Origin of the sequence: Microbacterium sp. SCN 71-21 (assembly GCF_001725695.1) — a bacterium.
Taxonomy (GTDB): domain Bacteria; phylum Actinomycetota; class Actinomycetes; order Actinomycetales; family Microbacteriaceae; genus Microbacterium; species Microbacterium ginsengisoli.
Genome location: NZ_MEGA01000064.1, coordinates 1 through 13,438, shown reverse-complemented (window position 1 = coordinate 13,438; position 13,438 = coordinate 1). Strand labels below are relative to the sequence as shown.

At 71.1% G+C, this 13,438-nt stretch carries 12 protein-coding genes and 1 tRNA gene; 5 read left to right on the top strand and 8 right to left on the bottom strand.

Annotated features, from left to right (window positions below; all coding sequences use genetic code 11):
• Positions 1-326 (bottom strand): aconitase family protein (locus tag ABT08_RS09965; RefSeq protein WP_288114844.1); only part of this gene is annotated, 326 nt, incomplete at its 3' end.
• Between the two features lie 242 nt (positions 327-568).
• Here ABT08_RS09965 and ABT08_RS09960 point away from each other — a divergent pair.
• Positions 569-1,930 carry an O-acetylhomoserine aminocarboxypropyltransferase/cysteine synthase family protein gene (locus ABT08_RS09960; protein ID WP_056519878.1) on the top strand — a complete coding sequence of 454 codons (1,362 nt, stop codon included), beginning with the start codon at positions 569-571 and terminating at the stop codon, positions 1,928-1,930.
• The gene (locus ABT08_RS09955) at positions 1,927-3,243 is read left to right on the top strand and encodes an LLM class flavin-dependent oxidoreductase (protein ID WP_288114842.1); all 1,317 of its coding nucleotides are present in this window, start codon (positions 1,927-1,929) and stop codon (positions 3,241-3,243) included. The genes ABT08_RS09960 and ABT08_RS09955 overlap by 4 nt, the downstream gene beginning before the upstream one ends.
• Positions 3,244-3,249: 6 nt before the next feature.
• Here ABT08_RS09955 and ABT08_RS09950 read toward each other — a convergent pair whose 3' ends face one another.
• From ABT08_RS09950 to ABT08_RS09940, 3 genes are all read right to left on the bottom strand, one after another.
• Positions 3,250-4,269: a TerC family protein gene (locus ABT08_RS09950; protein WP_056206959.1), complete on the bottom strand. Its 1,020-nt coding sequence runs from the start codon at positions 4,267-4,269 to the stop codon at positions 3,250-3,252.
• Between the two features lie 226 nt (positions 4,270-4,495).
• Positions 4,496-4,571: transfer RNA gene (locus ABT08_RS09945), tRNA-Glu, on the bottom strand.
• A gap of 130 nt (positions 4,572-4,701) precedes the next feature.
• On the bottom strand, positions 4,702-5,580 hold the full coding sequence (locus ABT08_RS09940; protein ID WP_056519881.1) for an EamA family transporter: 879 nt from the start codon (positions 5,578-5,580) through the stop codon (positions 4,702-4,704).
• 116 nt (positions 5,581-5,696) lie between these two features.
• Here ABT08_RS09940 and ABT08_RS09935 point away from each other — a divergent pair, with 116 nt between their 5' ends.
• The gene (locus ABT08_RS09935) at positions 5,697-6,335 is read left to right on the top strand and encodes an MBL fold metallo-hydrolase (RefSeq protein ID WP_056519884.1); all 639 of its coding nucleotides are present in this window, start codon (positions 5,697-5,699) and stop codon (positions 6,333-6,335) included.
• Positions 6,336-6,422: 87 nt separating this feature from the next.
• Here the strand turns inward: ABT08_RS09935 and ABT08_RS09930 are convergent, their stop codons facing one another.
• Genes ABT08_RS09930 through ABT08_RS09915 form a run of 4 tightly spaced genes read right to left on the bottom strand, consistent with a single transcriptional unit; the run spans position 6,423 to position 10,542 of the window.
• Positions 6,423-6,692 carry an HPr family phosphocarrier protein gene (locus tag ABT08_RS09930; RefSeq protein WP_045248468.1) on the bottom strand — a complete coding sequence of 90 codons (270 nt, stop codon included), beginning with the start codon at positions 6,690-6,692 and terminating at the stop codon, positions 6,423-6,425.
• 27 nt (positions 6,693-6,719) lie between these two features.
• On the bottom strand, positions 6,720-8,744 hold the full coding sequence (locus ABT08_RS09925) for a PTS fructose transporter subunit IIABC (protein ID WP_045248469.1): 2,025 nt from the start codon (positions 8,742-8,744) through the stop codon (positions 6,720-6,722).
• Positions 8,745-8,785: 41 nt separating this feature from the next.
• Positions 8,786-9,760, bottom strand: a complete 975-nt coding sequence (locus ABT08_RS09920) for a hexose kinase (RefSeq protein ID WP_056207109.1) — start codon at positions 9,758-9,760, stop codon at positions 8,786-8,788.
• Positions 9,757-10,542, bottom strand: a complete 786-nt coding sequence (locus ABT08_RS09915; RefSeq protein WP_056206964.1) for a DeoR/GlpR family DNA-binding transcription regulator — start codon at positions 10,540-10,542, stop codon at positions 9,757-9,759. Before ABT08_RS09915 ends, ABT08_RS09920 begins: the two co-directional genes overlap by 4 nt.
• Before the next feature lie 153 nt (positions 10,543-10,695).
• Here ABT08_RS09915 and ABT08_RS09910 point away from each other — a divergent pair, with 153 nt between their 5' ends.
• Together ABT08_RS09910 and ABT08_RS09905 are read left to right on the top strand one after the other, a co-directional pair.
• Positions 10,696-12,807, top strand: coding sequence for an ArnT family glycosyltransferase (locus ABT08_RS09910; RefSeq protein WP_288114841.1), 2,112 nt, complete (start codon positions 10,696-10,698; stop codon positions 12,805-12,807).
• Positions 12,808-12,887: 80 nt separating this feature from the next.
• Positions 12,888-13,438 (top strand): protein kinase family protein (locus ABT08_RS09905; RefSeq protein ID WP_502685885.1); only part of this gene is annotated, 551 nt, incomplete at its 3' end.

Here is a 13,438-nt window from a genome sequence, read left to right as displayed (position 1 = left end):
ACCCCGAACTCGGCCGCGTTGCGACGCAGCGTCTCGATCTGGGTGCGGCTCGTGAGGTCGGCGATCGGCTTGTCGATGTCGAGTGTCGGAGTGTTGTGGTCCTCGGTGGCGATCGTGAGGTCGAGACGGCGCACCGGGCGCCCCTCGGCGCGGAGGCCGTCGAAGGCCTGCGGGCTCGTCACCTCGTGCACCAGGTGCAGGTCGATGTAGATGAGGTCGGGTTCGCCGTTCTCACCCTTGACGACGAGGTGGTTGTCCCAGACCTTCTCCGCGAGCGTGCGCGGACGGTCGGGAATGGTGGGCGAATCGGACGTGATGTCGGTCATGGCTCTGACGTACTCCTCGAGTGGGTGTGGAGGCCCGCGACGAACTCCGCGACGAGGACGGCCTAGAACAAGGTCTCGTCGCGGCCGCTAAGGAGGAGGCGAGCGATCCGCACCTCGTCACAGTACCACCGGCGCCTCGGCGCAGGGCTCGACGGCGTGACGTCGTATTGCACCCGATGATGGCGGCGGCGGCGCGCCGTGCGACGATTCCCCTTTGACCCCCGCCCTACCCGAGGAGAGTCGTGACCGAGCACGCAGCGCACACCGAGGCATCCTTCGACACCCGTGCCGCGCACGCCGGCGCCGAGTGGTCGGATGCCGCGTCCCGCACCGTGCCGCTCTACCTCACCGCCGGGTTCCGCTTCGACGCCTTCGACACCGCCGCCGAGCACTTCGCCACGGGCGCCGGCTTCGGCTACACCCGCACCGGAAACCCGACCGTCTCGGCCCTGGAGCAGAAGCTCGCCGCCCTCGAGTCCGGCGCGGAGGCCGTGTTCCTCGCGAGCGGCCAGGCGGCCGTCACGACCGCCCTGCTCACGCTGCTCTCCGCCGGCGACCACATCGTTCTCTCCGCCCACATCTACGAGGGCACCCGCGGCCTCGTCTTCGACAACCTGTCGCGGCTCGGCATCACGGCCACGCTGGTCGACGAGATCTCCGACCCCGATGCGTGGCGGCGCGCCACCCGCCGCGAGACGCGCGCCTACTTCGCCGAGTCGATCGCGAACGCGCGCAACGACATCCTCGACGTCGCTCTCGTCGCCGGCGTCGCCGACGAGTTCGGCATCCCGCTGGTCGTGGACAACACGTTCGCGACGCCGGCGCTGCTGCGACCGATCGAACACGGCGCGGCGATCGTCGTGCACTCGGCGAGCAAGTTCCTCGGCGGTCACGGGGCCGCGCTGGGCGGCGTGATCGTCGACGACGGCCGGTTCGACGGCGTCACGGCGGGCCGCCTGTTCCCGCACCTCGTCGAACGCAACGCGAGCGGTGCGCCGAGCCCGTGGGAGCGCCACGGCGGACGCGCGCGCATCGCCTACGCACGAGAGACGGTCGCCCCCCGCTTCGGCGCGACGCCGTCGCCCTTCAATGCCTTCTTGGTCGGCCAGGGGGCGGAGACCCTTGGTTTGCGCGTGCGGCACCAGTCCGCGGGCGCCCTCGCTCTTGCGACCTGGCTCGAGGAGCAGCCCGAGGTCGCCTCCGTCGACTACGCCGGTCTTCCCACGCACCCCGATCACGACCTCGCGGTGCGTCAGCTGCATGGCGGCTTCGGCTCGGTGTTCGCGTTCACGCTGAACGGCGGCGAGCCCGCCGCCCGCGCGTTCGTCGAAGCGGTTCAGCTCGTCACGCATATGACGCATCTCGGCGACGTGCGCACGCTCGTTCTGCACCCCGCCTCGACGAGCCACTCCGGCCACGCGGAGTCAGAGCGGGTACGGCGCGGAGTTCTCCCCGGCACCCTGCGTCTGTCCATCGGCATCGAAGACGTCGACGACCTGCGTCGCGACCTCGCCCGGGCGCTCGCCGCCGCGGGCGCCGCCAGCGGATCCCCCGCCGCCGTCGCCGGGTCCGGCGACCGTTCCACGGAGGAGATCCTCGCATGACCCGCCTGCAGCACTTCGGCTGGTTCCTCGCCCGCGGCTTCGGCCCGCACGGCTGGGGATACCCCTCCCTCGACTGGGACTACGACTGGACGAAGCCCGGCCTCTACCAGCAGTCGGCGCGCACCCTCGAGCAGGCCGGGTTCGACCTCGTCATCATCGAGGACGCACCGTCCCTCGGCAGCCCGGAGACGATAGATCTGCGGATCCGGCATGCCTTTGGCGGCCCGAAGCACGATCCGCTCCTCCTCGCGCCGTACCTCTTCGACGCGACCGAGCATCTCGGCGTGATCCCGACGGTCAACCCCGCGGCGTACGTGCCCTACACGGCGGCACGTCAGTTCGCGACCCTCCAGCACCTGAGTGGCGACCGTCTCGGCCTGAACGTCGTCACCGACACCGGCAGTGCCCGCCACTTCGGCACCGCCGCGCCGCTCGGCCACGACGCCGCCTACGACCGCGCCGAGGAGTGGCTGGAGAGCCTGCGGCTGCTGTGGCGCAGTTGGTCGCCCGAGGCCCTCGTCGTCGACCCCGTCTCGGGCGTCTACGCGGACGGCACCCGGCTCGACCACGCCGCGCATCGGGGCGAGTACTTCGCCTTCGACGGCCCGCTCAACGCGGTGCCTTTCCGCGAGGGCGAGCCGGTGATCGCGTCGCCGGGCGGCAGCGGACGCGGACTCGGCTTCGCGGGCGCGAACAGCGACATACAGCTCGCGCTCGCCCCGCTCGATCGCGACAGCATCACCGCCTATCGAGCGAAGATCCACGCGGCGGCGGTCGAGCGTGGTCGGCGCCCGGAGGAGATCACGATCCTCTTCGCGATCCAGCCCGTGCTCGTCTCATCAGCGGCCGAGGCGGACCGACTCGTCGCCGCGTCGGCGAACCCCGATGAGGCCGCCCTCGTGCAGATCGCGCGCAAGCAGTCGAGCGATCTCGAGACCGACCTCACGGCGCTCGACCTCGACGCGCCGATCCCGGCGGGCACGTTCGCGAACCACGTCTCGGAAGGCAGCATCCGTCGCCTCATCGGGAGGAACGACGCCGCCACCACGCCGCTGCGGCAGATCCTCGCGGCGCATGCGCGGCTCGGACGCCTCACCGACGGGTCCGGCTTCGTCGGCACCGCCGACGAGTTCGCCGACCGCATCGAGGAGCTCGGCGAGTGGGGCAACGACGGCGTGCTGCTCTGGGGCGACCTGCACCCCGTCACGGTGCACCGCGTGCTCGATGAGCTCGTGCCGATCCTGCGCCGCCGCGGCATCCTCCGCCGCGAGTACGCGCCGGGCGGTCTGCGCGCGAACCTCGCCGCGTTCTGACCCCGATCAGACGGATGCCGCGGGGCCCGCGGCATCCGTCCCGTCGCGGTCGCGACGCGAGGCCATGAGACTCGCCACCGTGGCGACCGCCATCGAGGCCACGATGACGCCGAGCGAGGCGAGCGTGGAGATCTCGGGCGCCCATTCCACCCCATGACCTCCGTTGATGAACGGCAGCTCGTTCTCGTGCAGCGCGTGGAAGACGAGCTTCACGCCGATGAACGCGAGGATGAACGCGATGCCGTAGTGCAGGTAGCGGAGCGAGTCGAGCAGTCCGCCGAGCAGGAAGTAGAGCTGGCGAAGTCCCATCAGCGCGAACAGGTTCGCCGTGAACACGAGGAACGGATCGGCGGTGATGCCGAAGATCGCCGGGATCGAGTCGATCGCGAACACCAGATCGGTGAAGCCGATCGCGACGAACACGAGCAGCATCGGGGTGAAGAGGCGTCGGCCGTCGACGGTCGTGCGCAGCTTCGCGCCGTCGAAGGACTCGCTGATCGGGAAGATGCGTCGCAGCGTGCGCACGATCACTCCCTCGCGCTTCTGATCGTCGTCGTGGTCGTCGCCGCCAAACGCCTGCCGATAGGCGGTGTAGACGAGGAAGATGCCGAACAGGTAGAACACGGCGCTGAAGTGCTCGATGATCGCCGCCCCCAGCAGGATGAAGATTCCGCGCAGCACGAGCGCGATGATGATGCCGACCATCAGCACCTCCTGCTGGTAGCGACGCGGCACGGCGAATTGCGCCATCAGCAGCACGAACACGAACAGGTTGTCGACCGACAGGCTGTACTCGGTCAGCCAGCCCGCGAGGAACTGGCTGGGCACGTCGAACCCGCCGCTGACGGCCCACAGCACGCCGGCGAAGACGAGTGCGAGCGAGACGTAGAACCCGACCCAGAGCCCGGCTTCCTTCATCGACGGCACGTGCGGCCGGCGCACGATGAGCAGGAGGTCGGCGACGAGGATCAGCACGAGAACCACGAGTGCGGTGATCTCGAACCAGGCGGGCAGAGCGGATGCCACGGGCGATGCCTTTCGGGAGGGTGCGACGAACGTCGACGGTCTCTCCCCCGCACAGTGCGGCGCGCACCCGGGGCGACGACGTTGCGCCCGTGATGACGGATGCGCGAGATCGGGATACTCCCCCTCGCATCCGGAACTCTACTCCGGGCGGAACCGCGCGTCGCGCGGTGCGGGGCAGATGCGGAAACGTCGAAAGCCCGGTGCGAACACCGGGCTTTCGACGTGTTGGTGACCCCAGCGGGATTCGAACCCGCGTTACCGCCGTGAGAGGGCGGCGTACTAGGCCGCTATACGATGGGGCCGTTAGGCAACCGTTCGATTATGCCATGCCTTCGTGGTGCCCGACAAATCGGCGCCCACACTCCACTGATCCCTTCCGCCGCGACGACGGAGGCGGCCACGGCTCGGGTCGCGACGATCCGCCGGTTCGGATCACGCGACGCCGAACAGCACGGATGCGATCACCGCGAGGGCGACGCCGGCGAGCTGCGGCGCCGCGAGTCGCTGCCTGTCGAGCAGCCAGGCGGCGACGACCGTGAACACCGGGTACAGGTTCACCAGCACCCCTACGACAGCCAACGGGCCGCGGTGCAGCGCGAGCACGAGGAAGACGTTCGCGACGCCGAGCAGAACGCCGGCGACGAGTGCCTGGATGATCGCGACCCGCCTCGCCGTCCCGTCCGCGATCACGGGTTCACGTGCCGCCCGTACCCGCACTCGCCGCGCACGCGCCAGCAGGAACATCCCGAGCATCGCGACGCCGAACGTGAGCTCGAGGAAGACGGGAATCTGCTCGGCGGCGACGGGAGCCGCATCGACGGCCAGGATCGAGGCACCGAGGAGGAGCCCCGACACGACGGTCAGCACGCCCGAACGCTGCGTGAGTCGCGGATGCCCCTCCGCCCGGCGAGACGATGCGAGCACCGCCGCGCAGATGGCGAGCAGCACAGCGACCCAGCCGAAACCGCCGAACCGCTCCCCGCGACCGACAGCGACGGCGACCGGCACCGCGGACTGCAGCACGCCCACGAGTGGGGCCACGAGACTGACCGAGCCGGACACCGCCGCCGCGTAGAACGCGATCGACCCCGCCGTCGCCGTCACCGCCGCGACCACGCCCCATCCGACGGCCGGCCCGCTCCACTGTCCCCCGACGACGATCACGATCACGCCGAGTACGGCCGCGCCGGACGCGTAGGCGAGGATCGTGGTGCCGACGGCACCGAGCCGTCGAGCGGCCATCGCGCCGAAATGTCCGTCGATGCCATACGCCGCCGCGGTGAGCAGCGCGAGCACGACGGTGACCACCACCCGTCGATTATTCGGGACGCGGCGAGGTCAGCCCGGACGCAACCGTCATACGCGTCACACTCCGCCTGACGCGGCGCGGAGTTGCCGCGGCATCCGCATCGTTGTTGACTCGCTTCATGCGAGTGACCAAGCATCTGCACGCCGCGCTGACCGTCGAGAACGAGGGGAAGACCCTCGTGGTCGACCCCGGCTCGTTCACCACCCCGCTCGAGGGGCTGCGCCATGTCGTGGCGATCGTGGTCACGCACGAGCATCCCGACCACTGGACCCCCGAGCACCTCACCCGGCTGCGCCGCGACCACGGCGACGTGCCGATCTACGCACCCACGGGCGTCGCCGCCGCGGCCGCCGGCTTCGACATCACCGTCGTCGAGGCGGGCGACACGGTCGACGCCGGCGGGTTCACGCTGCGGTTCTTCGGCGGCCGCCACAACGAGATCCACTCGAGCATCCCGATCGTCGACAACCTCGGGGTGCTCGTCGACGACAGGCTCTACTACCCCGGCGACTCGTACGCGGTGCCGAAGGGAGTCGACGTGGAGCTGCTCGCGGCGCCAGTCGGCGCGCCCTGGCTGAAGATCGGCGACGCGATGGACTTCGTGCTCGCCGTCGCGCCGCGCCACGCCTTCGCGACCCACGACATGACACTCTCCGTGGCCGGCCGTGACATGGGGCGCGCGCGGCTGCGCTGGGCGACCGAGCAGCACGGCGGTGCGTTCCATGATCTCGACCCGGAGCAGTCGGTCGAGATCTGACCGGGCCGCGTCAACGACGAAGCGGGATGCCGCACCGAGGTGCGACATCCCGCTTCTGCGTGCCGATCAGACGCGCAATGGCCCGGATTACTCCGCGTCGAGATCGGTCTCGAGCAGGGCGACGAGTTCGTCGAGCGCCTGCTCGGCTCCGTCACCATCGGCCTTCAGCGTGACGACGGTGCCGTGCGCGGCGCCGAGCCCCATCAGGGAGAGGATGCTGCCCGCGTTCAGATCGGGGCCGCCGGCCACCGCGATCGTCACGGGGATCTTCTTCTCCTGAACCGCCTGCACGAACAGCTTCGCGGGGCGGGCGTGGAGTCCGGAGGCGCTGGCGATGGTCGCCTGGCGTTCGGCCATGGTGTTTCTCCTTCGTAACGGTGTTGTTCAGTGTGCGGCGACGGCCTGCGGCACCGCGGCCGGCTCAGGCTCGTCGGCGACGATCTCGAGGGGGCGACGACGCGCGAAGCGCTTGAGCAGGATCACGAGCACCGCCGTAACGACCGTACCCACCGCGATCGAGAGAATCCACAGCGGGAAGCTGTCGATGGCGAAGAAGACGAAGATGCCGCCGTGGGGTGCCTTCGAGGTGACGCCGAAGGCCATCGACAGGGCACCGGTCACGGCACCTCCGACCATCGCCGCGGGGATGACGCGGAAGATGTCTGCGGCGGCGAACGGAATCGCACCCTCGGAGATGAACGAGAGGCCGAGCAGCCATGCCGCCTTGCCGTTCTCACGCTCGGCGGGGCTGAAGAGCTTGCGCCCGAGCACGGTCGAGGCGAGGGCCATCGCGAGCGGGGGCACCATGCCGGCGGCCATGACCGCAGCCATGATCTCGAGGTAGCGGTTGTCACCGGCGATGCCGGCGGCGAGGTTCGCGGTCGCGAAGCCGTAGGCCACCTTGTTGACGGGTCCGCCGAGGTCGAAGCACATCATGAGGCCGAGGATGATGCCGAGCACGATCACGCCGACACCATTGAGGCTGGAGAGCCAGTTGTTCAGGGCGGTCACCACGAACGCGATCGGCCCGCCCAGGACGAGGAGCATGAGCCCCGACGCGAAGATCGACGCGAGCAGCGGGATGATGACCACGGGCATGAGACCGCGCAGCCAGCGCGCGACCTCGAAACGACCGAGCCACCAGGCGGCGAGACCGGCGAGCAGACCGCCGATGATGCCGCCGAGGAAGCCCGCGCCCATGTAGGCCGCGACCGCACCGGCGACGAAACCGGGGGCGATACCCGGGCGGTCGGCGATCGCGAAGGCGATGTAGCCGGCCAGGGCGGGCACGAGGAAGCCGAACGACAGGGCGCCGATCTTGAACGCGACAGCACCGAGGTAGACGTTCAGCGGGTTCGCGCCGAGGTTCCAGAGAGTCGAGGCGCCGAGCACCTTGTCGGCGTTGAAGGCGATCTCGTAGCCGCCGAGCAGGAAGCCGAGCGCGATGAGCAGACCGCCGCCGGCCACGAACGGGATCATGTAGCTGACGCCCGTGAGCAAGGCCCGCTTCACGGTGCTGCCGAGGCCACTGCGTGCGGCGGGGGCGGCGGCGACGGGGGCGCTGCCGCCGGCGCGACGGGCCGACGGGTCGGATGCCGCGGCGGTCGCCTCGCTGATGAGCTTCTCGGGCTCCTCGATGCCGCGCTTGACGGAGGCACGCACGAGAGGCTTGCCGGCGAAGCGGCCGGGCTCGCGCACGTCGACGTCGACCGCGAAGATGACGGCGTCGGCGGCGTCGATGACCGACTGGGCGATCGGCTTGTAGCCGCTCGATCCCTGCGGCTCGACGACGAGGTCGATGCCGTCCGCGGTGCCTGCGGCGGTGAGGGCATCGGCGGCCATGAAGGTGTGCGCGATCCCGGTCGCGCATGCGGTGACCGCGACGATGCGCGCGGGGCGGCCGTCGACGGTGTGGCGCGCGGCCCCGGTGGGAGCCGCCGCGGCGGCCGGTGCCGTCTCGCCGGCGATGGCGCGGTCGACGACGGAGACGACGTAGGCCGCGTCGCGGGCGCCGCGCAGCTGCGCGGTGAAGTCGTCGTTGAGCAGGTTGCGCGCGAGCTTCGAGAGCACGGCGAGGTGCTCCTCGGCGGCGTGCTCGGGAGCGGCGATGAGGAACACGAGGTCGGCCGGGCCGTCGGGAGCGCCGAAGTCGACCGCGGGCCGCAGGCGCGCGAACGCGAGCGAGGCCGTCGTGACGGCGGCGCTCTTGGCGTGCGGGATCGCGATGCCGCCGGGAAGGCCGGTCTCGTCCTTGGCCTCGCGGGCCCAGGCGTCGGCGAACAGCGCCTCGGCGTCCGTCGCACGGCCGGCCGCCACCACGCGCGCAGCGAGCGCGCGGATGACCGCCTGCTTGTCGTCGCCGAGCGATGCGTCGAGGACGACGAGCTCCGGCGTGATGATGTCTGACACAGTGACCTCCGTGGTCGCAGTGGGGTGGGTGGTGGTGGGTTTCAGTGGTCGGTGAGCGGGACGCTCGCCGGCGCGGGGAGTGACGAGATGGGGATCTCGTCGACAGGTAGGTCTGCGTGGGTGGGCGCCTGGGTGCCGGGCAGGGATGCCGCGGCCGCGCCATAGCGGATGGCGGTGGCGAGCCGGGTCGACTCCTCGGCACCGTCGAGGTCGGCGAGGAGGTAGCCGGCGAGGGAGGAATCGCCCGCGCCGACGGTGCTGACCGGGCGGATGGGCGGGGGACGCCCGATCCAGGCGCCGTCCGCGGTGACGAGGAGCGCGCCGGCGCTGCCGAGGGTGATGAGCGCCGCGCCGACACGGGTCGGAACGAACCGGCGTGCCGCGGCGACGAGGGATGCGGGGTCGGCGTCGCGCGCCGCGTCGTCGTCGAGCAGCGCGGCGAGTTCGTCGTCGTTGGGCTTGATGAGGTCGGGGTGGGCGTCCGCGACGACCGCGGCGAGGGCGGGGCCCGAGGTGTCGACGGCGATGCGCGGCGCGTGCGCGCCCCACCGCCCGCGGGTCGCGGCGATCACGTCGACGTAGAGGTCGTCGCCGGCGCCGGGCGGCACGGACCCGGCGAGCACGAGCCAGCGGGCCCCGGCCGACGCGGTCACGACGGCTTCGATGAGCGCAGCCCGTTCGGCGGCGCTCAGCTCGGCGCCGGGCAGATTCAGCTTGGTCGTCTCGCCGCGGGGATCGGTGATGGCGATGTTCGAGCGCACGTGCCCGGCGACCGGCACCGCACGAGCGGGGATGCCCGTCGCGCGCAGCACGGTGTGGAACGGATCCTCCGGGGAGAGCGGCAGCACGGCGACGGCGCGTTCTCCCGCGGCGGCGGCGACGCGGGCGACGTTGATGCCCTTCCCGCCGGCATCCTCGCGTGCGGAGACGGCGGCCTGCACCTCTCCCGGTGCGAGCGGGCCTGCGAGGGTGACGGTGCGGTCGAGCGAGGGGTTGGCGGTGAGCGTGACGATCATGCGCGCCACACCTCCACGTCGGCGAAGGCGAGTACCGCGGCGAGCTCGCCGGTCGGGTCGGCTTCGCTGACGAGCACATCGATGTCCTCGACCCCGGCGAACCGGCGCAGCGACTCGCGCTGGAACTTCGAGCCGTCGACGACCAGGATGACGCGGCGCGCCGCCCGCACGATGGCGGCCTTGACGGCGGCCTCCTCCATGTCGGGGGTGCTGAGGCCGAAGTCGGCGGAGATGGCGTTGGTGCCGACGAAGGCGATGTCGGGACGCAGCTGGGCGATGGTGGCGACGGTCGTCGCGCCGACGGCCGCGGCCGTCGCCGATCGCACCCGTCCGCCGATGACAGTCAGGGAGACGCGGGGGGCGTCGGCGAGGGCAGGTGCGAGGGCGATGGAGTTGGTGATGACGTCGGCTGTCGCGTCGACGCGCGCGAGGCGCTCGGAGAGCGCGTCGGCGACGGCGGCGGTCGTGGTGCCGGAGTCGAGGAAGATCGAGCCGGTGAAGCCGGCCGGGATGGCCTCGAGCGCGCGGCGGGCGATCGCGATCTTGGCGGCCTCATGCTGCGTGCGTCGTTCGAGCACGGTCGGCTCGATCGTGCTGATGCGGTCGGTGGAGACCGCTCCCCCGTGCACCCGACGCAGAAGGCCGGCGTCTTCGAGCACGGCGAGGTCGCGACGCACCGTCTCGGTAGTGACCTGGAACCGCTCGGCGAGGTCGATGACCGACACGCGCCCGTCACTGGTGACGAGCTGTTCGATCAGCGCGTGGCGCTCCGTCGCGTACATGGACCCTCCTTGGACATCCACAAAGTACAACACCAACACACACAAAACAACATCCAAAGCAACATTGCCCCACACAGCCACCCCTCGCCGTCCACAGACACCTCATAGACTTCGCCGAGACCGGACATCGAGTCGCCGCATAGCGTCGCCGACGTGACATCCATAGCCCCGCCTTCTCAGGCCGTACCCGTCTCTCCCCCGGCCTCGGTCGCCGCTCGTCGGCGCTGGGGTGTCTGGCCCCTCGGATTGGTCCTCCTCGGTCTCGGCGCCGCCGTTCTCACGGCGTGGGGCGTCTGGAACGGATCGCAGTCCGACTACTACGCATCCATCGCGCTGTCGATGAGCAAGAGCTGGTCGAACTTCTTCTTCGGTGCGTTCGACCCCGCCGGCACCGTGACGCTCGACAAGATCCCCGGCTCGTTCTGGGTGCCCGCACTGTTCGTGAGAGTGTTCGGGTTTTCGACCTGGGCGATCATCCTGCCGAATGCCCTCGCCGCCGTCGGCGCCGCGCTCATCACCGCGGTGACCGCCAAACGGGTCGCCGGCACCACCGCGGGTCTGCTCGCGGGCGCCGTCGTCGCGACCACGCCGATCCTCGTGGCCGTCTCGCGCTCGAACCAGCCGGAGTCCTTCTTCGTGCTGGCGATCGCCGCGGCCGCCTGGGCCGCCGTCCACGCGGTGCAGAAGGCGAGCTTCGGATGGCTCGTGGCCGCCGGCCTGTTCATCGCGGCTGCCTTCCAGTGCTACATGCTCGAGGCTTGGGCCGCGTGGCCGGCGCTCGGCATCGCGTACCTGTGCAGCCGGCAGCCGTGGGTTCGCAAGATCTGGACGCTCCTGGTCGCCGGCGTCGTCAGCGCCGCGGCATCCGTCGCGTGGATCGTGATCGTCTCGCTCGTGCCGGCGTCCTCGCGGCCCTACATCGGCAGCACGCTGCACAACAGCGCCTGGGAGATGGTGTTCGGCTACAACGGTCTCGGCCGGTTCGGTTCGAGCACCGCCGACAGCAGTGCCTACAACTCGTTCACTCCGCCGTTCTCGGGCAGCGCCGGCATCTTCCGCCTGTTCAACACGCAGCTCGCCGGGCAGATCGGCTGGCTCGTGCCGGTGACGCTGCTCGCCCTCGTCGTGCTCTGGATCGCCAAGGTGCCGCGCACCATCACCGTGCTGATCGGTGTCTGGTTCCTGACGTACGCCGCGATGTTCTCGGTCGTGGCCGGCATGCACCAGTTCTACACGGCGTCGCTCGCGGTGCCGATGGCGCTCGCGGTCGGCCTCGCGTTCGGCGCAGCCCGGAAGGCGAACATCCGGTGGGCGCAGGCATCCCTCGTCGGCGTCGCCGCACTCACGGCGTTGATCATCGGCATCTCGTACGGCGGCTACTCGATCGTCGTCTCGATCCTGCAGCTGGTCGCCGCGGCGGTCGCCATCGGCCTCATCTACTGGGAGCGCGCGCGCACCCGCCCCCTGCGGTTCGTGACCGCGCTCGTCGCCGGAGTGGGCCTGCTGCTCACCCCGACGGTCTGGTCGGTCGTGACCATGTCGCACCCGAGTTCGATCAACCCGGTCGCGGGCGGCGTGGCGGACATGAGCGGCGGCATGGGTGGTCCCGGCGGCGGACAAGGCGGTCCCGGCGGTCAAGGCGGCTTCGGCGGTCAGACCCAAGGCGGCTCGTCCTCGGCCCAGGGCGGCCCCGGCGGGTTCGGCTCGCAGAGCGGTTCGTCGAGCAGCCAGGGCGGGTTCGGTTCCGGCGGCCCGGGTGGCGCGGGCGGCCCCGGCGGATCGAGCGCGCAGGGCGGCACCGGCACGCAGGGCGGTTTCGGCGGATCCAGCAGCGGCTCCGCGCAGGGCGGTCTCGGCGGCCAGGGCATCGCGGGCATGTCGAGCTCGTCGTCGTCGGACGCCGAGCTGATGACCTGGCTCGAGCAGCACGCGACGTCGAGCACCGAGTACCTGGTCGCGACGTTCGGCGCGCAGCAGGCGGCCGGGCTGATCATCGGTTCGGACGGCGGCTCGGTGCTCCCGATCGGCGGTTTCAGCGGCAGCGACCCGGTGCCGACGCTCGCCGAGTTCCAGGCCCTGGTCTCCAGCGGCAAGCTCACCTACGTGCTGCTGAGCGGCGCGGGCGGGGGCGGCGGCGGCATGGGCGGATCGTCGTCGGGCACGTCGAGCGAGATCCAGTCGTGGGTCGAGCAGAACTGCTCGAGCGTGAGCGACTCGCCGAGCTCGAACCTCTACTCCTGCTCGGCATCGAGCACCGGGTCCTGAGGGGCGCGGCCTCAGACGACGGATGCCCCGGCTCTCCCCTCGAGCCGGGGCATCCGTCTGTGTCGGCCTAAGGTGATCGGATGCCGGACTCCCCCGCGGCCGACCGCGTGATCGATGAGCTGCTCGTGCGTGGGCTGCTGCGGGCCGCCACGCCCGAGTTCGCCGAGGCTCCGCTCGCGTTCGCCGCGGAGGGCTGGGACTGCGCACTCTGGCGGGTGGGCGAGCACCACGCCGCCCGGTTGCCGCGGCGCGAGGTCGCCGATGCGCTGGTGCGGCACGAGCAGGAGTTCCTGCCGGCGATCGCCCGCCGTCTCGCGACCGCCGGAGTCGGCGCCCCCGCTCCCCTGGTCGCGGTGCACGCGAACGAGGCGACACCGTTCCCGTGGAGTCTCGTGCCGTGGTTCGACGGCGAGGCGGCGATCGACGTGCCGCGCGCGGAGCGCGGAGCGTGGGCCGGCCCGCTCGCCGCGGGCATCGCCGCGCTGCACATGCCCGCGGCATCCTTCCCCGAGAATCCGTTCCGCGGAGTGCCTCTTGCGGCCCGGGACGCGTCGATTCGGGCGCGGCTGCGCGAGGCTCCGGTGTCGGCTGCCGAGCACGCACTTCTGGATGCCGCGTGGCACGACGCCCT